Origin of the sequence: Wolbachia endosymbiont (group B) of Eucosma cana (assembly GCF_947250645.1) — a bacterium.
In the GTDB taxonomy this organism is placed as follows: Bacteria; Pseudomonadota; Alphaproteobacteria; order Rickettsiales; family Anaplasmataceae; genus Wolbachia.
On record NZ_OX366334.1, the window covers coordinates 761046 to 781655 of the forward strand.

The 20610-nt window shown below is 33.4% G+C and carries 17 protein-coding genes and 7 pseudogenes; 17 read left to right on the plus strand and 7 right to left on the minus strand.

The window, feature by feature from the left end; genetic code table 11:
• Nucleotides 1-117 precede the first annotated feature (117 nt).
• Nucleotides 118-876 carry a twin-arginine translocase subunit TatC gene (gene tatC / locus OOK99_RS03740; RefSeq protein ID WP_264719420.1) on the minus strand — a complete coding sequence of 253 codons (759 nt, stop codon included), beginning with the start codon at nt 874-876 and terminating at the stop codon, nt 118-120.
• Nucleotides 877-879: 3 nt separating this feature from the next.
• Nucleotides 880-1851 carry a type I glyceraldehyde-3-phosphate dehydrogenase gene (gene gap, locus OOK99_RS03745; RefSeq protein ID WP_264719422.1) on the minus strand — a complete coding sequence of 324 codons (972 nt, stop codon included), beginning with the start codon at nt 1849-1851 and terminating at the stop codon, nt 880-882.
• Nucleotides 1852-2002: 151 nt separating this feature from the next.
• Here gap and OOK99_RS03750 point away from each other — a divergent pair, with 151 nt between their 5' ends.
• From OOK99_RS03750 to OOK99_RS03780, 7 genes are all read left to right on the plus strand, one after another.
• On the plus strand, nt 2003-2362 hold the full coding sequence (locus OOK99_RS03750; RefSeq protein WP_264719425.1) for a hypothetical protein: 360 nt from the start codon (nt 2003-2005) through the stop codon (nt 2360-2362).
• A 209-nt stretch (nt 2363-2571) separates the two neighbouring features.
• Complete coding sequence (locus OOK99_RS03755) at nt 2572-3429, plus strand: hypothetical protein (protein WP_264719426.1); 858 nt, start codon at nt 2572-2574, stop codon at nt 3427-3429.
• Between the two features lie 208 nt (nt 3430-3637).
• Nucleotides 3638-4558, plus strand: a complete 921-nt coding sequence (locus OOK99_RS03760; RefSeq protein ID WP_264719427.1) for a hypothetical protein — start codon at nt 3638-3640, stop codon at nt 4556-4558.
• 264 nt (nt 4559-4822) lie between these two features.
• Nucleotides 4823-4951, plus strand: coding sequence for a hypothetical protein (locus OOK99_RS03765; RefSeq protein WP_006013643.1), 129 nt, complete (start codon nt 4823-4825; stop codon nt 4949-4951).
• 52 nt (nt 4952-5003) lie between these two features.
• Complete coding sequence (locus OOK99_RS03770; RefSeq protein WP_264719428.1) at nt 5004-5174, plus strand: hypothetical protein; 171 nt, start codon at nt 5004-5006, stop codon at nt 5172-5174.
• A 155-nt stretch (nt 5175-5329) separates the two neighbouring features.
• Nucleotides 5330-5863: an HK97 family phage prohead protease gene (locus tag OOK99_RS03775; RefSeq protein ID WP_264719429.1), complete on the plus strand. Its 534-nt coding sequence runs from the start codon at nt 5330-5332 to the stop codon at nt 5861-5863.
• A gap of 101 nt (nt 5864-5964) precedes the next feature.
• Nucleotides 5965-8313 (plus strand): coiled-coil domain-containing protein, encoded by a 2349-nt coding sequence (locus OOK99_RS03780; protein WP_264719430.1) that lies wholly within the window; start codon nt 5965-5967, stop codon nt 8311-8313.
• Here the strand turns inward: OOK99_RS03780 and OOK99_RS03785 are convergent.
• Both OOK99_RS03785 and OOK99_RS03790 read right to left on the minus strand, forming a co-directional pair.
• On the minus strand, nt 8306-9523 hold the full coding sequence (locus tag OOK99_RS03785; RefSeq protein ID WP_264720235.1) for a CCA tRNA nucleotidyltransferase: 1218 nt from the start codon (nt 9521-9523) through the stop codon (nt 8306-8308). The genes OOK99_RS03780 and OOK99_RS03785 overlap by 8 nt on opposite strands.
• A gap of 482 nt (nt 9524-10005) precedes the next feature.
• Nucleotides 10006-10146, minus strand: a pseudogene (locus tag OOK99_RS03790) (IS110 family transposase); the annotation flags it as partial.
• Nucleotides 10147-10379: 233 nt separating this feature from the next.
• Here OOK99_RS03790 and OOK99_RS03795 point away from each other — a divergent pair.
• A pseudogene (locus OOK99_RS03795) lies at nt 10380-10736 on the plus strand (phage tail protein); the annotation flags it as partial.
• A gap of 159 nt (nt 10737-10895) precedes the next feature.
• Nucleotides 10896-11276, plus strand: a pseudogene (locus OOK99_RS03800) (ankyrin repeat domain-containing protein); the annotation flags it as partial.
• Here the strand turns inward: OOK99_RS03800 and OOK99_RS07070 are convergent.
• On the minus strand, nt 11162-11773 hold the full coding sequence (locus OOK99_RS07070; protein WP_406719254.1) for a DUF2339 domain-containing protein: 612 nt from the start codon (nt 11771-11773) through the stop codon (nt 11162-11164). The pseudogene OOK99_RS03800 and the gene OOK99_RS07070 sit on opposite strands and share 115 nt — an antisense overlap.
• A gap of 850 nt (nt 11774-12623) precedes the next feature.
• Here OOK99_RS07070 and OOK99_RS07075 point away from each other — a divergent pair.
• The 7 genes and pseudogenes from OOK99_RS07075 (at nt 12624) to OOK99_RS07165 (ending at nt 16780) form a co-directional block, all read left to right on the plus strand.
• A complete protein-coding gene (locus OOK99_RS07075) occupies nt 12624-12740 on the plus strand; it encodes a group II intron maturase-specific domain-containing protein (RefSeq protein WP_406719366.1) in 117 nt (38 codons plus the stop codon).
• 72 nt (nt 12741-12812) lie between these two features.
• Nucleotides 12813-13837: pseudogene (locus OOK99_RS03805) on the plus strand (IS481 family transposase).
• A gap of 74 nt (nt 13838-13911) precedes the next feature.
• Entirely contained in the window at nt 13912-14073 is a 162-nt protein-coding gene (locus tag OOK99_RS07080) for a recombinase family protein (protein WP_406719255.1), read from the plus strand.
• On the plus strand, nt 14039-14263 hold the full coding sequence (locus tag OOK99_RS03810; protein WP_143689015.1) for a recombinase family protein: 225 nt from the start codon (nt 14039-14041) through the stop codon (nt 14261-14263). The genes OOK99_RS07080 and OOK99_RS03810 overlap by 35 nt, the downstream gene beginning before the upstream one ends.
• Nucleotides 14264-14416: 153 nt before the next feature.
• Nucleotides 14417-14617 (plus strand): annotated as a pseudogene (locus OOK99_RS07155) (recombinase zinc ribbon domain-containing protein); the annotation flags it as partial.
• A gap of 480 nt (nt 14618-15097) precedes the next feature.
• Nucleotides 15098-15776, plus strand: a pseudogene (ccsA, locus tag OOK99_RS07160) (cytochrome c biogenesis protein CcsA); the annotation flags it as partial.
• 71 nt (nt 15777-15847) lie between these two features.
• A complete protein-coding gene (locus tag OOK99_RS07165) occupies nt 15848-16780 on the plus strand; it encodes a cytochrome c-type biogenesis CcmF C-terminal domain-containing protein (RefSeq protein WP_458694690.1) in 933 nt (310 codons plus the stop codon).
• A gap of 34 nt (nt 16781-16814) precedes the next feature.
• Here OOK99_RS07165 and OOK99_RS03820 read toward each other — a convergent pair whose 3' ends face one another.
• Nucleotides 16815-16997, minus strand: coding sequence for a hypothetical protein (locus OOK99_RS03820; RefSeq protein WP_264719432.1), 183 nt, complete (start codon nt 16995-16997; stop codon nt 16815-16817).
• 55 nt (nt 16998-17052) lie between these two features.
• Between OOK99_RS03820 and OOK99_RS03825 the strand changes: the two genes are divergently transcribed.
• Nucleotides 17053-18167 (plus strand): IS3-like element ISWpi17 family transposase gene (locus tag OOK99_RS03825; RefSeq protein WP_214303219.1). Its coding sequence is split into 2 segments (ribosomal slippage): nt 17053-17326 and nt 17326-18167, totalling 1116 coding nucleotides; the frame shifts between segments, so codons are not numbered across the junction.
• Between the two features lie 21 nt (nt 18168-18188).
• On the opposite strand, the pseudogene OOK99_RS07170 reads toward OOK99_RS03825, so the two are convergent.
• Nucleotides 18189-20563, minus strand: a pseudogene (locus tag OOK99_RS07170) (ankyrin repeat domain-containing protein).
• Nucleotides 20564-20610 lie beyond the last annotated feature (47 nt).

The following is a 20610-nucleotide window of genomic DNA, read 5'->3' on the forward strand; positions in this document are numbered from 1 at the left end:
TATTATATATTTAAGCAAACAAGTCAATAAATTAATAAAATACTGTGGTGCCAAAAACACTCAAACAAGAAAAAGTGCTCTGGTGCTCATTCTTTGTTTATAAATAATATTCTTGATTCAATCCTTTGCTTTCTTCTCAATATATCTACATATCAGAATAGACAGCTCATATAATACCAACATTGGAATTGCAAGCCCTACTTGGCTTAGTACATCAGGTGGAGTTAAGATTGCAGCAATAATGAAAATTACCACTATCGCAATTCTCCGTTTATTTGACAAACTTTGTGCAGTGATTAGCCCTACTTTCACCATTAAGGTTAGTATGACTGGAATTTGAAATGCAGTACCAAAAGCGAACGCGAATTGAAGAACAAGGTCTAAATATTCACTAACTGATGGCATAAACTCTATTGGTATACCGAAAGATTTACCGCTATGTTCAAAAGCAATAAAAAATTTCCAGGCTAAGGGAAATATGTAGTAGTAAACTACAGCGGCTCCCGTTACAAACAAAACCGGTGTTGCAATTAAGTATGGCAATAACACCGCCCTTTCTCTTTTATATAAGCCAGGTGCTAGAAACATATAGAATTGCCATGCAAACACAGGAAAAGAAAACAACAGTGCACTCATTATTGCAACCCTGAGATATACAAAAAACGCTTCTGTTAAGTCTGTATAGATTAGAGAAAAATCATCACTATCTTTTGTAACTTCTATTAAAGGTGCAAGTAAAAAGCGGTATATATTTTCTTTAAAGTAGTAACAAAACCCGAAGGTAACACAAAAAAATAGAAAGCAAAAAATAACCCTTTTTCTAAGTTCCGCAAAGTGCTCATAAAATGAAGCATATTTTTGTGAGTTTTCGTTCATACTTTACAATAACGCTATATCTAACATTCTCAGTGAAAAAGCCCATTCATTGTCATACCATGCTGCAACTCTACAGATATCACCTGTGACATATGTACCAGCTAAATCCACAATTGCACTATAAGGGTTATGGACAAAGTCTATTGAAACTAAAGGCTCGTTACATACGGAAAGCACATGATTTGCTGAATTTTTAAATATTTCGTTTATTTCCTTAGTTGTTGCTCTCTTATCAGCTAAAAATTTAAAATCAACCATAGAAACGTTGCTAACCGGAACTCTAATAGCAGTACCATCTAGCTTACCCTTTAACTCAGGAATAACAGAACCAATTGTTTTTGCTGCTCCAGTTGTAGTTGGCACCATAGAAAGGCCACAAGCTCTTGCCCTGCGTAAGTCTCTATGGTTGCCATCAAGAATATTTTGATCATTCGTATAGGCATGTATAGTGGTCATAAAACCGCTTTTTATACCTAAATTGGAGTGTAAAATGTGTACAATCGGAGCCAGACAGTTTGTAGTACAAGAACCTGCTGAGATCACTGTATGCTCCTTTTTTAGCATATCGTTATTTACGCCGTAAACTATAGTTACGTCAGCATCTGAAACTGGAGCAGAGACAATTACTCTCTCTGCATTATGCTTTGCTGCTTCCGCACGCTTGTTGAATGCACCAGTGCATTCAAGTACTACATCAACATTCCAAGGAATATTTTCAGGGCTACATTCTCTATATAAAGAAAATTTCCTGCTATTTATAGATAGCCAATTTTCAGACTCGTTAAAATCAATATCGCCGTTAAATTTGCTATGAACAGAGTCATATTTAATCAAATGTGCATGCTGCTCAGCACTGAGCGACCCATTTACCGCCACAACTTCTATTTGCTCGCTATAGTTTTCTACTTCAAAAATAGCACGCAATACACTTCTGCCTATTCTACCAAGACCATTAATTCCTACACGAATTGTCATTTTTCCATCTTAAAAGTTTAATTATAGAGGATATTGCCTGATATTTCATTCTATTCTTTTAGTTGTTAATCCTAATTTTATAATATATTGATTGACTAAAGAAACTGTATCACTTAATTAATAATGTCTAAATTTTAACTTGGAGTAGGTTATGCATGGATTACCAATGACAAATTCAGATAATCAGTATCAGCAAAGAAAAATAGAAGCATTGCAAAAAGAAAATAAAGGACTGTCAGAAAAAGTGAAAACACTACAGAAAATGTCAGTGCTGCAAAATGAAATGCTAGTAATGCTAAAGTGGAAATCAATAACAGAGAAACTGCGCACAGAAATATTAAAAAAACTGCTAGAAGCACCTCAAGAAGCAGCAGCATTTCAATTAGAAGAAAGAGATGAAGATCAGCAAGTAATAGAAGACATACTGGATATGCAAGAAGAATTTAAATCTTTACAAAATTTGGAAAGTACTACTATTGAACAAACAAATATTCAAGGACAGAGCATATAAACTTGTAATAGTTTCAAACTATTACATATAACTTTCTCTACTTCCTTCTTTATCGTTATCCAGTGTTGTGGCACTGGGTGCTCCGCTCTTTTTGTATTTTACGACTAAGGATATCATTTTTTAGTGCTTATTTCTTAATATATTAATATAAATCTTGATTAAGTAATTATAGTACTATATTATTTAACTCAATATTAATGATAATTATTATGAACTTAGAACAATTAAAAAAATTACAACTAGAGTTGCTTGGAATAATTTTTCTCATACTTGCACCAGCTAGTGCAGAAGAAGAAAGAGATATGAAGGAGCGAGCATTAGAGATTATAGGTATATTAAAAGATCATATTAATGATTGTATAGAAATAAGTAATCGGAGAATGACAATTTTAGACTGCATTATCCTGTGTGATAGTCAAGGTAACGTAAGGTTAAACAACAGATCGTTATTAGACTTAGAAGATGCCGTCAAAAGTATTGGAGGGAAAACTTCACAAGAGTTAGGGCGAGTAAATCAGATTCCACAGCAACCAAATAGTATTGGGTTAGCGTTAGCAGAAGCTACAATACAATATGAGGCGCATGTGAGAGAAATGGAAGAGAGAAATGTAAGGATTATCACCTCAATTGGAGTATTAGGTATAACAGCCTTAGGAGTTAATCTTGGAAAATCAAAAGTGAGTGAAATTATTGGTACAACACTTGGAGGACTATTATCCATGCCAATAATGGTCATGTTACCAGCATCAATAGCAGTAGCGTTAAAAAACAGGAATTCAGAGCTTAGAGAAGTAGTACAATATTCTCTTGATGCAACAAGTAAACCGTCAAGGATTGGGTTAGTAGCAGCTTTAGGAGCAGGCGCGATGATGTTAATTAACAATATAACTAGCAGCAGCACTGAAACAAATATGGAATTATTAGGCCCTGGTTTTATAGCTGCAACTGGAGCTGGAATTGGTGCTGCATTGTCAACGGCTTTAGCGAGAAGGATGTTTGCTACTATCTCTACAAATTTGGAAAGTGTTGCCACTGAACAACAAAATATTCAAGGACAGAGCATATAAACTTGTAATAGCTTCAAACTATTATAAATAACTTTCCCTATTTCCTTCTTTATCATTACCCAGTGTTGTGGCACTGGGTGCTCCGCTATTTTTGTATTTTACGACTAAGGAAAGGATATTATTTTTTAGTACTTATTTCTTAATATATATCTTGATTAATTAATTATATTACTATATTATTTAATTATATATATTAATGTTAATTATTATGAACTTAGAACAATTAAAAAAATTACAACTAGAGTTGCTTGGAATAATTTTTCTCATACTTGCACCAGCTAGTGCAGAAGAGGAAAAAGATATGAAAGATCGAGCATTAAAGATTATTGATGAATTAAAAGATCATATTAATGATTGTATAGAAATAAGTAATCGGAGAATGACAATTTTAGACTGCATTGTCCTTTGTGATAGTCAAGGTAACGTAAGGTTAAACAACAGATCATTGTTAGACTTAGAAGATGCTGTCAAAAGTATCGGAGGGAAAACCTCACAAGAGTTAGGACGAAGAAGTTCAATAACGCAACAGGAAATCGATGATGAATACATAGCACATATATTACAAATTAGGACGATGTTTGAACAAATTATGCAGTCTAGGGCAGAATTTATAGCATCTATGGAAGAAACACAACGTAGAAGATTAATAGAAGAATCAAGAGAAAGTATATTTTTGAGAACACTTGGAATATCCAAATTGATAATCTCAAGCACTCGTCTTGGAGAATCAGAAGTAGGTGAAATTATTGGTTGTACACTTGGAGGATTGCTATCCATACCAGCCATTATATTATTAGCACCACTGACATACGTAAGCAATACTACATCAAGAGAAATAAGACAAAGAGTAGTAGACTCAATAAGTGAATCAACGGCTGGGTTATCAGCAGCTTTAGGAGTAGGCACAATAATGTTAATTAGCAGAATAGTTAGAAGCACAGCTGAAACAAATATGGTATTTGGAGAATCATTAAGGTCTGGTCTTATGACTACAACTGCAGCTACAATTGGAGCTGGAGCTGGCGCTGCATTGTCAACGGCTTTAGCGAGAAGAATGTTTGCTCCTATCTCTACAAATTTGGAAAATGTTGCCACTGAACAACAAAATATTCAAGGACAGAGCATATAAACTTGTAATAGTTTTAAACTATTACATATAACTTTCTCTACTTCCTTCTTTATCGTTACCCCGGGTGTTGTAAAACTGGGGTAACACCTTCCGCTACGCAAATCACCTACAAAACACAATCTTTTTATTCCCCCAAACAATTAGCTGTGAATTTAATCAATCATATTAATATAGTAAATATTTACTTAATATACTAATATTTACCTTGACTAAACAATTATAGTGCTGTATGATTTGTACTTAAGCTTTAATAGTGAGGTGTTGATGGACGCACAAGAATTAGAAAACTTACAGAAAAGTTCATCAACAAAATCCCAAGATGCTGGGGAAAAAACATCAGAAGAGTTGGAAAGAAATTTAAACCCGAATGAAGCCAATAATGATATATTCTAAAATCTATCAAGAATACGAGAGAGGAGAAGAATTCAAATGAACAGAAGCGTTAATGCATGGCCTGATTGGTGCTGTCTCTGTAGGATCTGGCTTGCTAGCAGGAAAAACTATTTTCACAAATAGAGGAGCTGTTCCCGCAAACTTAGAAAACGCTGCTGTTGAACAACTCAATGTGCAACAAACCCTACCCTTCTGTATACAAAACGACAAATTTTATAACTAAAAAAAGTACTTCCCAATTTTCAAAGCACTGCATATAATAGAATTATATTACAGTGCCTTATACTCATCCTGAGATATAGGAAAACAATCTATACAACATTTTAAGATGGCTCAGAGCGCTGGCAAACCCAATACCATAATTTACAAGGAGGACTTATGAATAAGAAATTTCTCTATTCACCATTATCAATAAAAAGCATAGAAGAAAGCGGAGTATTTTCTGGCTATGCGAGCGTTTTTAATATAGTTGATAAGCAAAATGATCTGATATTACCAGGAGCATTTAAGAATAACTTAAATAAAAGTCAGATAAAACTTCTTTGGCAGCACAATCCGAGCGAGCCTATAGGTAATATTACGGATATTTGCGAAAATGATGTTGGCCTATATATAACTGCACATTTGCTTTTTGGTATTCAAAAAGCAGAGGAAGCATATTTAATGCTAAAAACTGGAACTATTAACGGGCTTTCGATTGGCTATATACCAATAGAGTATGATGTTGATCATGAAAGCGGAGCTCGAGTGTTAAAACAAGTGGAGCTATGGGAAGTTAGTTTGGTCACTTTCCCTGCAAATTTGGCAGCTCAGGTAATCAACGTGAAAAATCAGCACAATGAACAAGAAATGTTAGCAAGAGCAATAGAAAAAGCAAATTCTGTGCTTACGAACATGTGTATTTCTACTTAAAATCTATAAAAATTTTCATACAATTTAACATTTATATTATTATTTATTTAATAATTATATTAATATATATAACTTCAATACTTTAAAAATTAGGTAATTTTATGCTAAATGCTAACAATAAGGTTAATTACGAACCTAAACAAAAGGAAAAAAAATACAGCTTATCCACTGTGCTTGCTTGGCTATATCTAAAAACAATTGGACGAATATTGCCAGAGAGATGGAATAAATGGGCAGAGAATATTCTACACCACAATAAGGTTATTGTGGATAGTGGAGTTCAGACTGATGATCTTTTAAATTCTAACAGAGAAAAGGAATTGAAGGATGAAAATGAGAGATTAAAAGAAAAGTTGAAAGAAGGTAGTAAGAAGGAGGAAAATCAGTCAAATTTAAATCAGGAATTAACTAAAAAAGAGAAAGAAATTACTAAACTTAAAGAACAAGTAAAATCATTAGGAGAGGAAAAAGAAATATTTGCTAAATTTTTTGCAGAACAAGCACAGCAGATTGAAGATTTAGAATTAGAGAGTAATGTTTTAAAAGAGGAAAAAGAACAATTAAACTCCATAATTAAAGACCTGAAAAAGGACTATAGAGAATTGGCAGAAATTGCACAAAAACGAGGAGAAGAATTTTTAGCACAGTTCAAGAAAAAGTCTGAGGAGATATTACATTTGCAGAAAGAATTAATTGAGTGCAGCAAAGAATTTGCAAATAAAATAGAAATGCTCTCAGTAAGGGTAGAAGAAAAAGATGGGAAAATAGGTAGATTAACGGAATTAAATAAAACATTAGAACAAGAGAAAAAGGAAATGGAGAATAAAAATAATGCACAACAGCAAACTATATTTACAAAAGACCAAAAAATAAAAGAGCAAGACGATTTGATAAATTCATTTCGTGAAAATAAAGATATAAATGAAACTGTGAAGAAAGATAATGAAAGCCTAAGAGCGCAAAACACAGAACTTAAGAGTAAATTTAGTAAGTTAAACAACGAGTCTGATACTAAAATAAAGCAATTAGAAAATCAACTTAAGGAGAAACAAGCAGAATTCACACAAGCTGAGGAAAAAATACTAAATTTAGAAAAAAAATTGGAAAGTGCTCAGCAACAATTAGAGCAAAAAAATACTGATCTAACAAATCAATTAAAAGATTCAATTAGTAAACTACATGCTGCTGAAATAAAGAAAAAAGAATTAGAAGATGAAGTTAACGAATTGAAAGAAAAAGCTAAGGGAAAAGATGCTGAAGTAGAGAATCTTAAACAACAATTAGAGAAAGACAAAAGTGATTCAATTAGTAAACTAAATGCTACTGAAACAGAGAAAAAAGAATTAGAAAGTAAGATTACTAGTCTACAAGAACAAGTACAGGCATTAGAAAAAAGTAAAGAGTGGGAATCAGCGGGAATAGATGATAGCTTAAAGGAAACTCATTCGAATCTGACAGAAATGTTAAAAGAAGAACTTGCAAAGCAAGAGAAGCAGATTAAGCAGTTACAAGAGGAACATAAGCAAGCAGAAAATCGATCGAAAATTGATATTACAAAACTACAGGAAGAAAATAAAGGTCTGTTAGCTGAAATAGATCAATTAAAGAGAAGCTTATCAAGCACGCCAAAGCAGTTGGAACAACAGCAATTGTCAAATAATCAAGAACAACAAAAGTTACAAAACAAGCAAAAAGACGCTAGTAAAAAGCCAGAAGATATTAATAAAAAAACTAAAGCAGATACAAAGAGTATTTTTTCTACTTCTGGTTCTGTGAAGTCAAAATTTTCAAATACTTTATCTAAGCTTCGCGGGAATGACAGTCTCGATAAATTTTTATCTGATCAAAATACAAAGTTGAAAAAAAGTTTTCCTGAATTTGAAGGAAAACACTTTTGCCATAACGTGCTTGATGAAACTATAAAATCTTTATCAAATCAAGGTGATGGTAAATTTGAAAGTGATAAATTACTTGAGTTATTGAAAAGTAATTTGATGAAATCTGGAAGAGCGATTATAGAAATTAAGGTTAACACAGTTGTTGAAAAAGTTGGTAAAAAGCATTCTATCGAACAGGTAATTTTTGTTCAAGAGTGTGCAAAAGGGTTATATTTAAATGAAGAAGATAGTCAAGCAATAATAAGTTCCTTAATGGAATTTTTAGCTCACAAAAATAATAGCAATAATGATTCAGTCAAAAAATTTGTTGTGCAGAAGTTAACGGAAGCTGAAATGAAATGTTTTTCAGATAAGATTCAAGGATTACAACTAGCATCAAGCATACGAGATAAATTTTTATCTCCAGATCAGAAAATGTGCGTTCAAACTTCAAAAGAAAACAATGAATATGAATTAACAGATAAAGCTAAAAAAGAATACACACCTAACTCTTCCATGAGTCACACTAATAGCACTCCGGTAAGTGTGAAGCAAGAAGCAAGGTCTAGATAAAACTTTTAGCATAAAGTATCAGCTCCTCCTTTGTTAAAGTGTAGGAGCTGTCTTCCCAATGTTGTCGTAGCAATTCCAAGTTTCTACCTAAATTTTTTCCTGGTTGATGACCTATAGTTATTAAATCATCACCAGATAAAGGAAATTTTGGAATGTTAAACATCTTAGCAAATGAAATATACTCATCAACATTTATTCCAGACTCAATACCACAAATCTTCATTAAGTCACAATATAATTCCTTACCAAATAAAGATATGTATTTCTTTTGTTCTTTTTCTGAAAGCTCTGTTTTGATATCGTTTGATAATAAAAATAATAGCTTTTTCTTTTGCTTATTTGAAAGACGTAAAAACTTGCTCACTTCTTCTCCAAGACTAACTCTATCTTCAGCAGTCCTAATAAGCAACGCTAATTTTGTTAGTGAATCATCTAGGAAAGGCGTATGGACATACGCTGAGGGTTTTGTAGGAGGTTTAGTGTTGATAAGAAGTGGTGAAGATAAAATTTCGCATTTTACTTCTTTTGGAATAATTTTTTGTAAAACATCAGATTTTTGCATGCTCTTAAGTGTTGGAGCAGGATCATTGCATTCCAAGAGTTTAAATATTTCTTCTCTTATTCTCTCTCCAGAGAGGTTTTGAATCATGTGTGAATGCTTTTTGCACACATCCAATATTTCATCACTTAAATCTCCTATGCATATTTTAGCGTGAAAACGAAACGCTCTTAAAATACGTAGATAGTCTTCCTTAATCCTATCTTCAGCGTTACCTATAAAGTTTAACTTTCGTGCTTTTAAGTCCTGAATGCCACCAAAGTAGTCGTATATATGGCCATATTTGTCTGCATAAAGAGCATTAAACGTAAAGTCGCGCCTTGAAGCATCAGCTTGCCAATCATTAGTAAATTCTACCTTCGCATGTCTACCGTCACACTTTACATCATGCCTTAGCGTTGTAATCTCAAAGGATCTTTTATTTAAAATCGCAGTAATAGTTCCATGTTTTAAGCCAGTTGGAATAGTTTTTATATTACGGAGTTTTAACGCTTTAACTGCTTGATTAGGCAGCAGATTAGTAGCAAGATCGATGTCGTGAATGTCACGCTGTAAAATTGAATCTCTAACACATCCACCAACAAGCCTTGCCTCACCACCAAATTTCTCTATTGCCTCAATAATTATACTAACTTCGTGATCAATTTTCATATATATCATGTTACACAAAATGAAAAATTTTCGCAAAAAGCTTCATATAAAAATATACAGGCGGAGTGGTAAAATAAGGGGGGTAAAGTAAAAGTAAGTCTACAACAAACCCAGTGCCTAGAAACTTATAAGTATAAAAGTAATACAACGTTTCTGATAAAAAGCTAGATTCCAGAATCATGCGCCAATGTTAAACAAAGTACTATAGAATTCAAGAAGACAATTTCCAGAAAGTTCCTAGACCCAAAAAAAGGTAAGTCATGTTAATGTTATTTGAAAAGGATAAGCTAAATTTTTTAATCTATAAAATGGAAAAATATAATTGATTAAAGATAATGATTGAAAGGTTGGAAAAATAAATTAAAGAAAAGATTAATCGATATTATGCCTTATAAGGTAGCGCTTCATAAGCAATTTTTGCGTTCTACTCCCCAACGGCAGATTACACGATGGCAAGGCATCAAGTAGGCAATTGCATTTGTATCTGAAAATTTTTGAAACATTTGTTGCCAATCAGAAGTATCATTGTCAAATTCGACAGCGCTTTTCTGTTTGTGAACTGCAACAACATTTTTAAATTTTCCGATGTCAATGCCAATAAAATTTTGATAAGACGTAATCATAATAACTTCGATAGTTTTAATTGATTTAAGATTGTAAACGGGTGCATATTTATGTCCCACACAACTATTCAAACATATCGAGAGATGGGCTAGTGTACCTTGATCCGAACGGTTATAATACCAATAGTTGGTCAGTCGCACACGCCCGTGATAGCCCTATTTTCTTATAAAGATAGGACTATCTTCCCTCTTATCTTCTTTATATCATATTTTTAACTTACAATAGTTGAAGATTAGGAGAAATAAATTCGTGCTTTTCAGTTAGTAGTATAGAGGAAAGAGGAAATAAATTTCTATTGGAAAACGATAAGCCTTCAGGGCAACGTTGGAATTTAAAACACAAACCAATTTTAGAAAGGTTTAGCGTTACCCATGATTACAAAGTAGAAAATTATACTGATCAAAAGATCACAAAATATGTTTTAGCAGAACACAACATTTACTATAAAAATGATTTAGAGCAGAAAGACTCAATACACGAATTAGAAAATCACATTTTAGTGTTTTATCCAGGAGTACTGAAATGGCACGAACATCGACATTTGCACAGAAGTTGGAAAGATAGTCAAATAATATCTCTAATAAGTTAAGTACTTATATTTAGATCATCATGTATTATATTGATAATAGGTTAAAATGTATGAAATAAAAAGAAAAGGACTTGCTTTCTCATGCTAAAAAAGACATGACTTGAATAGCAGCAGGTAAATATAAGAAATTTGTCTGGCGCTAGGTTTGTGAGGTATGAAATGAGTTTTAGCAAGAGTAAGTTTTTTAAAGAAGTATCAAGTAACGGATTTAAAAATATTAACAAAAAAAATGAAGAAGGAGAGACGATATTACATCAAGCAGTAGAAATCTCTGATTACAAAACAGTGAGGTTATTAATAAAAAAAGGGGCAGAGGTTAATGCAAGAGATAAAAATGGTTATACACCACTACACTGTGCAGTATTCGCAAAAAGTTTAGAAAATGTAAAAGTGCTACTAAGGGAAGGAGCAGAAGTAAATGCCACTCAATATGTTACTGGATGTACGCCACTGCAATCTGCATGCAAGATAGGAGGAGCAGGAGTTGAAATAATAAAAGATCTAGTAAAGGCAGGAGCTGCAAAGATGCAAATGTATAAATCAGCAATACCTGCACCAGATAGTGCCTGCACAATTCGCATACCGTTAGCAAACTTAGGCCTAGTATGCACCCAATTTGCAGCATAAAGTAAACTAATGCCAAATATCAGACCTAGAATAATACGTACATTTGGCCCAAGTAGCCCTATTTCAATAGAATACTTAACCATAAAAAAGCCAGCAAGCGCTAAAGCGATAGCACCTATCCACACAGGCAAGCGAATGCCAAACTGTCGCTCAAAGTTCGATTGCTTTTTAGATTGAGTAGATTGCTCTGATTCTCCATTTTTAGTAGCAAAAGTGTTTTTTTCGTCAAGTGTTGTATCATTAGTATGTTGCCATGGATTTTTATCTAGTACTATGCTACTTTTTAAGTTGGGTATAACATTTTTTTTCAGTAATTTGAACAGTTGGTCTTGTAATTTATTCACCTTACTATGTAAGTTGCAGATTTGAATAAGAAAGATCAGCAAAACAGTTACATAGATTACATCCATAATTATAGATCCATTATTACCCTATGAGATGTTGTATAGAGATAATAAAGAAAGCATTAAGGAATATTGTAACAAGAGATTCACTGCAAAATGGTAGCAAAAGCCAAAATTCTGGCAGGGGGCGTTAAACTAACATGTACATTGATAGGTTTCATAAGATATATATAACGTTTTTATTCACTTAACTCATTGTCAAGTCTCCATTTTATATCAATTTATTACTTTCTTTTTCGGTTTGATACGCTTTTTTGAGCATTCTCATTACAGAATTTGTACAAACAGCAGGCTCTTTTCTTGATGATTTTTAGGTATAATTATAAAGTCTTTTGTATTGGTTGCATCACTTTTGGTAAGTTCTTTTCATAGTTATTTGGGTCCAACAAAAAACAAGCTGATAAATCTACCTAATAATCTAACGCTAATATTTCTTTACTTGAATTCAATTCATTGGAGGATGATAGTTATGATACAATAAACACAAAGTAGTGCAAAATGATAGCAAAATTCCAAACAAACTCTTCTCGTGCGACCTGAAAGTCATGAAATCGTGATGGTTCAATCCCATCCGCCATAACATCTGGCTGAAATCGTTATCCACATTTTGTGAAATTGGCAACTTCACAGGTTCTAATTGAAAAATGGCTAAAACCCGTTGGATTAGAATTAAAGTCATCAAAGACAAGAATTGTACATACACTGAAATCCCTAAATGGGGAAAAGCCAGGATTTGATTTTCTTGGATTTTCAATAAGGCATTATCAAACACGTCAAAATAAGAGAGGTTACAAGTAAACCAAGTCGTAAATCTATAAGTCAACACTTGTTATCTATTAAACATAAGCTTAAAGAGTTGCAAGCAGCACCACAAGAAGCTGTAATAAAAGAGCTTAATCCAATAATTAGGGGTTGGAGCCAATATTATACCTCTGTAGTCTCAAGCAAGGTCTTTAACTTATTAAGGTTGTAATAGTTTAGACTTGATCTGACAGATTAACAAAGTAAGATAAAAATATAAATAAATTTTAAAGGAGTGTCAGATATGAGTAAAACACAAGAAAAAATACTAAAACCAAAGTTGGGGTTGCTAGAACTTGCAAAGCAATTAGGAAATGTATCACAGGCGTGTAGAGTAATGAAGGGATACATTTTACCGCTTCAAAGAGCTGTATGAAACAGGAGGGGAAAAAGCATTATACGAGATAAACAAAAGCAAACCATTACTTGCCAATAGAGTACCAAAGGATACAGAAGAAGCAGTAGTTAGTAGAGTTTCCAGCATATGGACAAGAAAGAGCAGCTAATGAATTAAAGAAAAAAGGAATTCTAATATCTGCTAGCGGCATAAGGTCAATATGGCAAACTCGAAAATTTTAAAAAGAGATTGAAAGCCCTGGAAGCAAAGGTGGTCCAAGACGGTATAATTTTAACAGAGGAGCAAGTTGCTGCTTTAGAAAAAACTAAGGAACAAAAAGAAGCCAATGGCGAAATTGAGACACAACACCCTGGATACTTAGGTAGTCAAGATACCTATTATGTAGGCAATATCAAAGGTATTGTATCAACAAACTTTTATTGACACCTACTCTAGAGTGGCTTTCGCTAAGCTTTATACGGAGAAAACTGCTATCACAGCTGCAGATCTTCTCAATATACCATTTTTTGATGAACAGAAAGTTCCATTGCTACGCATTTTAACTGATAGGGGTACAGAGTATTGTGGCAAACCAGGGAATCATGCGTACCAGTTATATTTGGGAGTAGAAAATATTGATCATTCTAGAACCAAAGCTTATTCTCCACAGACTAATGGTATATGTGAAAGGTTTCATAGAACTATGCAAGATGAATGTTACAATATTATCTTCAGGAAAAAGATTTATAGTACTTTGGAGGAGCTTCAGTTAGATTGGCTGCATTCTTACAACAGAACTAGACCTCATTCCGGTAAGTACTGCTATGCAGACCTTTTTTGATAGTATGCATATTGCTTACCAAAAAAATATTGATAACATTAAAATAGATTCTGATATCGGTTTTGACTTCGTCGATTCTTCTGTCAGTTAATTCATGCCTGTCAGATCAAGTCTAAACTATTACAACTAAATTATAAGACTGAAAATAATCCAGAGTCAAAATTATTGCTAGGAGTACAAGGATTAATCTCAGAATACGAATGTGCAAAGATAATGGAAAGAAGTCGAAGGGGAAAACTCCATGCAGCAAGGAAAGGGTGTATAAGTGTAATGGGCTTATGGATACCGCTATATAAAGCATGTAGTCAGAGAAGAAGCAAAGTTTGAAGTTGAAGAAGAGGAAGCAAAAGTAGTGCGTAAACTGTTTGAGTGGATAGGTCAGAGCTTAAAAGAAACTACAAGAAGGCATATTACTGCTCCAAAGGGCAGAAGAAATTGGCATTCAGGTACAGTGTGTAGAATGTTGAGGAATCCAGCATACAAAGGACAAGCAGCATTTGGTAAAACGAATCAATAAAAAAAGAAGTGAGAGCAATATGGAAAGTGAGGAAAAAAAGTTATTCCATTTATCAAACTGAGAAAAAGAATTGGATTCATATAGAAATACCAAATATAGTTGAAATTTGATATAGTACAAGAGCAACTATCTGAAAATAGAAAAAGAGCAAGAATGCAACGAAGTGGGAGAAGGTACCTATTACAAGGGCTAATGGTGTGTCAGTGTTGTAAATACATTTATTATGGAATGAGTAATGTTAAAGGAGGAAGAAGTTACTATCGATGCCCTGGAACGGATGCAAATCGTTTTGGTGGGAATAGAGTGTGTAACAGCAAATCAATACAAGTTGATATACTAGAAGAAGCAGTATGGGAAGAAGTAAAGATGGTACTCAAAGAACCAGAAGCAATGACTAAGGAATATCAGCTCAGACTCGTGAAACATGAAAGTACAGAGGCAAAGGATGAACTTGAAAAGCGTGCAAATAAAATAGAACAAGGTATAGAAAGATTAGCTTATGTATATGCAAGAGGTCATATAACGAAGGAAAAATATGACTTAGAAGTTGAGAGCATGGCAAAGGAGTTAAAAGGAATTAGAGATCAAAGGGAAGAAATGGTCGATGAAAAGAGGCTACAGAGGGAATTAGATTTTATCACAAGTAGTGTAGAAAGTTTTTCCTCTGAGGTTGAGTTGGAACTTAATCAGGCGGATTGGGAAACTAAACTTGATATAATAAGAAAATTAGTTCAACGCATTGAAGTTGATGATGATAACGTGCATGTAGTGTTTCGGCTGAAAGAACTCGCTCTCGAAAGGCAAAAAAAAAGTGTTCAACATTGTATCGGGAGTCCAGTGTCAAGTACTGGAATGACACCAGAACGAACTAATGGTAGTAAATTAAAAAAAATATCTCTTATCATTCATGGACTGATTTGCTTTTGTTTTTTACTCTTCACTTTACTTGAATCAAATCCCTTCACTAAAATGCCAGGCATCGAAACAAATGGTCTTGGTTTTAATCCGATATTGCAGGATATAGGACTTGCTATTCATCCACCGGTATTATATTTGGGGTACCTTGGATTTAGCGTTCCTTTTTCGCTCTCTATAGCTGGATTAATTTTAAATACTGAAGGAAATGTTTGGGCTAAAATTGTCAGGTCTTGGGTACTTATTTCTTGGTCGCTGCTCACTTTGGGCATCAGCTTGGGTAGCTGGTGGGCATATCGTGAACTCGGTTGGGGTGGATTTTGGTTTTGGGATCCAGTGGAAAACGTTTCTTTGATGCCGTGGCTAATTGCAGTGGCGCTGACACATTTGTTGCTCGTTGTACGAAATTTCAATACTTTAAGGAATTTTGCTATTTTACTTACGCTCATAACTTTTATATTGAGTGTGACTGGAACATTTCTAGTCCGCTCAGGAATACTTACCTCAGTGCACACGTTTGCAGATGACCCAAGATATGGATTGTATATATTAGCTCTACTTGGTGTAATTACAGTCAGTAGTTTAGTAATATTTGTAGTGTTTACGAGAAAGAATCACACATCTTTCCAGTATTCGATATTGGAATCTGAAAAGAAATCTGCTACTCAAGTGACAGCGGGTAGAAGATTCTTTTCACGCCTTACGATGATGCTGATGAACAATTTATTATTCATCACTACCTTTTTCATCGTGTTCATTGGCACTTTATACCCTACAGTGCTTGAGTATTTAACCGGTGAATTAATTTCAGTTGGAGCACCATATTACAATTCTTTATTTAACTCTATTGCACTAGCTATTCTAGTGCTCACCATGATAGGGCAATACTGCAGTTGGCAGGGAAATAGTCTATTGCCAATATTCCGTGAATATAGATTTTCATTTTGTAGTGCTGCAGCTATTTTGCCGTTTATCTTTCACATGGAGCTAATGATTGTGCTATCAATTACCATCTCCATAGCATTATTAATCTTTGTTTTAGAAGCATATAGTAAAAGAATTTGTTTATTTAAGGTAGCATTTGGTGGATCAATTTTATTAGCAAGAAGAGTTTCTAAGTCCTACTATGCAATGATGCTTGCTCATGCTGGAGTGGCAATTCTAGTGCTTGGTATATCTTATTCAGTTGGTTGGCAGGAGAAAAAAGAAAACTACTTGGGAATAGGAGACAGCATAACAGTCAATAAATTTAAAGTTACTTTACGAAATATTGAGCTAATAAAAGAAAAAAATTTCCATGCAGTGAGGGGTACAATGGATATCAGGAATTTGCTGAATAATAAGATATTAGGTGAAGTAACTCCTGAATATAGATTTTACCTTGCGGAAGGTCAGAAAAATGCTGAAAGCAGTATCTACCACAATTTATTTTCTGATATTTATGTTGTAATTGGAGAGATTGATAAGAGTAAGAGCAAAATCGCAGCTAAAGTGCATTATAAACCAGGAATGTCTATAATTTGGCTTGGATCTTTTCTCATCGCCTTTGGTTCACTACTTGCTGCTTTTTCTTCTAGTAAAAAAGTAGCTCCTTCAGTATGATAAAATTTGCATTTTTTGGTAATTTAAACTTAAGCTAAGCAACACAACCTCGCGAGGGAATTTTCTCTTGTTGTACAATAGGAGATAAAGATATATTTTCTAATGAAGAACTTACATGATATATGGAATCTTTTTCTAAAACTTTCTCAGGCCTTTTAAAATATCCCTGCTTAATAGCGTCGTAGACAGAAGAACCACCAAGTATAATGCACCCCATAAACTAGACCAAAAAAAAATGGTTGATCCGAGTAGGAAGGTAAAGGGGTAAAAGTATGGCAACAAAAAAATATGAACCAGAGTTAAAAGCAAAGATAGCTTTGGAAGCAATAAAAAATCAAAAAAGCACAGCTGAGATATGTAGTGAATATAAAATACCATCAACAAATCTATATGATTGGCGTGATAGAGTATTGGCAAGGTTAAAAGACCTATTTGTTGAAGAAAGTGAAAGTGCGAGAAAACAAAGAATCTTAGCGCAAGAAATAGAAAGTTTACATAAAGTAATAGGAGAATTGACAGTGGAAAATAGCTATTTGAAAAAAAAATTACTGAAATAAGCAAAAAAGATAGAGTAAGGTTTATAGAAAAAGATTCTGATCTGTCAATTAGGAAACAGGCTGATTTATTGGGGATTTGCAGATCTAGCCTATATTATAGGCCTATAATTAATAACGAAAGTGAAGTAGCAAATTTGATTCAAGAAGTATATTTGGCTTCTGATTGCCGTTATGGATATCGTAAAATTACTGCTGAAATCATAGCGAGTGGAGTAGTAGTCAATCACAAAAAAATCTTAAGAATTATGAAAAAAATGAAGATTAGTGGGCTGTATTGTAGAAAAAGATGTAATACAAGTATTAAAGAAAAAAAGCATAAAATATATCCTTATTTACTCAAAGATTTGATTATTTGTAGAGTTAATCAGGTATGGGCTACTGATATAACATATATTATGGTAGAAGGTAAGTTTATCTATTTTGTGGCAATAATGGACTTGTATAGTCGCTATATTATTGCTCATTCATTATCACCATATCTCGATGCTGGATTTTGCCTTTATACTCTCAAAGAAGCTCTAAAACAAGGTAAACCTGAGATTTTTAATAGTGATCAGGGGGTGCAGTTTACTAGCTACAACTTTATTATGGAATTAGAGCGTGCTAATATTAAAATCAGTATGGACCATAAAGGACGTTGCTTCGACAATATATTTGTTGAGCGCTTATGGAGAACTTTAAAGCAAGAAGCTATATATTATTATAGACCAAATAGTATCAGAGATTTAAATCTTATAATAAATGATTTTGTTGCTTGGTATAACTATAGAAGGCGACATCAGACTCTACATTATAAAGTTCCTGCTGATCTTTATTATCATAAACAGTAAATGAATATATTGATAAATACTTTAAATGTGTGTCGACGTATTTATCAACATATTCATTTTAAAAATCGGATCACTTTGAAAAAAATGGTCTAGACAAATGGGTGCATTATAAAGCAAGCAGTTCTCACCTAACTCTTCTTTATAATTTTTAAACTTTTCCAATATTTCCTCCTTGTTACTCACTTCTACTATAATTTTTCCTTCATCTTGGACATCAGGATACAATCTAGCATCTACTTTTCCCAAATCAGTATCAAAAGTCAGTACTATATTACCTATAATGTCAGTATAATTTCTTATCCCACCTTCCGTTAAAATTTCTATCTCGCTTTCACCGATTGCTATCACGTCTCTTCGAAATTCTGTGCTTTCATCACTATTTGTGATTATTGGAACCACGACTATACTACCACTTGAGTATTTCCAGTAGAAAGTCAAGTTGTCCATTTTTGCCTCTTTTACCTTACCAGTAGTTGCGTTTTTTGCAGCTTCCAAAAACCTTAGAGAATAATATATACAGCTTTTATGTGCTTCTTTCAGATTAGCTTTGTGGTATTTAAACTTCTCTAGTTTATCAATTACAATTATACTACTTAGAGTTTCAAGTACTGCACCTCTTTTTACCAAATTACATACTATGCGACTAGCAACTTCTATGTCCCTTTCAACTTGAAAAATCTTTAATTCACTAATTCTTTTTATTACATAATCTGTAAAATTATACTTATTCTCATAAGTATTTTCATATATATTTCCCTCACAAGTAAGATTGAACCTTACCCCAGATTCTATAGCTTCATTCACAACCTGTTCTAGCTGATTTATGTCTTGAACTTCATCTAATTCACAAAAATATTCATCTGGATTTTGCCCATCTAGTAGAAAATCCTCCCCCCATAGATTTGCACTTTTGCACAAATACTTTTTTCCATTATAGTCAGTTTGTGTTTTTTTACGAAAAGTTCCATAAATAACGTCATCAGTTAAAAAGTACTCTTTAATATTAAGGTTGGGATTATTAACTGCAAATTCTATTGGGGTTTTACCTTTTTTATCCTTTATATCAAGATTAGCTCCTTTCCTTAGAAGCAATTTGATAATTGTATCACAATGACCAGAACGAGTAGCATAATGCAAAGGTGTTCTTCCTGTGTCGTCCTTTTCATTAGGATCAGCACCTGAATTCAACAGTAAATCTATGCATTCTTCTGAATTGCTACATTCCATACTTGATAGAATATGCAGTATTGTCAGTTTAGATTCTCCTCTTTTAAGGTTGAGAATGGTTTTTAGATCTTGATTACTTTTATGATCTAGTAAAAATTTTTTAATTTTTTCAACATCGTTCTTATAATCCTTATAAGTAACATGTGGAAAGTCTTTAAAAGTACTTAAGAATTTTTTATTCAACTCCTTCTGACTCTCTGTTAAGTTGGACATGTCAACAAGCCAGTAGATATCAGCTTGCCAAATGCACTTCTTTCGACAACATCCGTTAAGGAGCAGTCATTGCGAAGTAGCAACGAGTATTTAATCAATTCATATTCATCATCTTCTTGTTGCTGTGTTTCTTCTGCTTTCTTAGAGTGCTTAAAATCATTTTTTATTAATTCAATCAAAAGCTTTAATGTGTTAAAACTTTTATGTCCCAATAAAGGATCTGCCTTGTTTTCAAGTAGAATTCTTGCTACTTCTGAATAGCCATTTCTAATAGCCCAGCATAACGGAGTACGCCCGTATTTATCCGCTATGTCAACATCAGCTTCCTTTTCTATGAGTTTTTTTACTATTTCCGTTTTGCAATTTTCAGCAGAAACAGCATGATGTAATATAGTACTCCCAGCGCAACCTACTGAATTAACATTAGCCCCCTTGTTTAATAGTAGTTCTACTATTTCTTCATGTCCATTGAGAGCAGCATAATGCAAAGGAGTATACCCATTTTGATCTACTGCATCAATATTAGCCCCTTTGTCTAACAAGAGTTCTACTATCTCTTTATGTCCATTGTGAGCAGCACAATGCAAAGGGGTGTACTCCTCTTTATCTACTACTACAACACTAGCCTTGTGTGCTATGAGAATCTCTACCACTCCTATACTGCCACTTGCAGCAGCAAAGTGTAAAGGAGTCCATCCATCTTGATCTGCTGTATTAACATTACCCCCTTTTTTTATTAAAAGCTCTGCTATCTTTACAAGATCATTTCTAGCAGCTATATGTAACAATGTACTTTGATCATCGAATGTATAATTTATGTTAAATCCATTATCTTGCCACTTTTTATACGTGTCTGGGTCTTCTTTTTCCAATTCCTCTTTTACTCTTTCGATTATATTATTCTCATTTAAATCACTTATTGTCCTTAATATTTTTAATAACTGTTCATGTTCCATAGTTCTACCTCAAAACTATTTGTTTTGTACTATAGCTAAAAAAAATT

Excerpts from the sequence above, each read along its gene's own strand:
- tatC (WP_264719420.1), bottom strand. The coding sequence starts at position 876 with ATGAACGAAAACTCACAAAAATATGCTTCATTTTATGAGCACTTTGCG.
- gap (WP_264719422.1), bottom strand. The coding sequence starts at position 1,851 with ATGACAATTCGTGTAGGAATTAATGGTCTTGGTAGAATAGGCAGAAGT.
- OOK99_RS03750 (WP_264719425.1), top strand. The coding sequence starts at position 2,003 with ATGCATGGATTACCAATGACAAATTCAGATAATCAGTATCAGCAAAGA.
- OOK99_RS03755 (WP_264719426.1), top strand. The coding sequence starts at position 2,572 with ATGAACTTAGAACAATTAAAAAAATTACAACTAGAGTTGCTTGGAATA.
- OOK99_RS03760 (WP_264719427.1), top strand. The coding sequence starts at position 3,638 with ATGAACTTAGAACAATTAAAAAAATTACAACTAGAGTTGCTTGGAATA.
- OOK99_RS03765 (WP_006013643.1), top strand. The coding sequence starts at position 4,823 with ATGGACGCACAAGAATTAGAAAACTTACAGAAAAGTTCATCAACAAAA.
- OOK99_RS03770 (WP_264719428.1), top strand. The coding sequence starts at position 5,004 with ATGCATGGCCTGATTGGTGCTGTCTCTGTAGGATCTGGCTTGCTAGCA.
- OOK99_RS03775 (WP_264719429.1), top strand. The coding sequence starts at position 5,330 with ATGAATAAGAAATTTCTCTATTCACCATTATCAATAAAAAGCATAGAA.
- OOK99_RS03780 (WP_264719430.1), top strand. The coding sequence starts at position 5,965 with ATGCTAAATGCTAACAATAAGGTTAATTACGAACCTAAACAAAAGGAA.
- OOK99_RS03785 (WP_264720235.1), bottom strand. The coding sequence starts at position 9,523 with ATGAAAATTGATCACGAAGTTAGTATAATTATTGAGGCAATAGAGAAA.
- OOK99_RS07070 (WP_406719254.1), bottom strand. The coding sequence starts at position 11,773 with ATGGATGTAATCTATGTAACTGTTTTGCTGATCTTTCTTATTCAAATC.
- OOK99_RS03820 (WP_264719432.1), bottom strand. The coding sequence starts at position 16,997 with ATGGGGTGCATTATACTTGGTGGTTCTTCTGTCTACGACGCTATTAAG.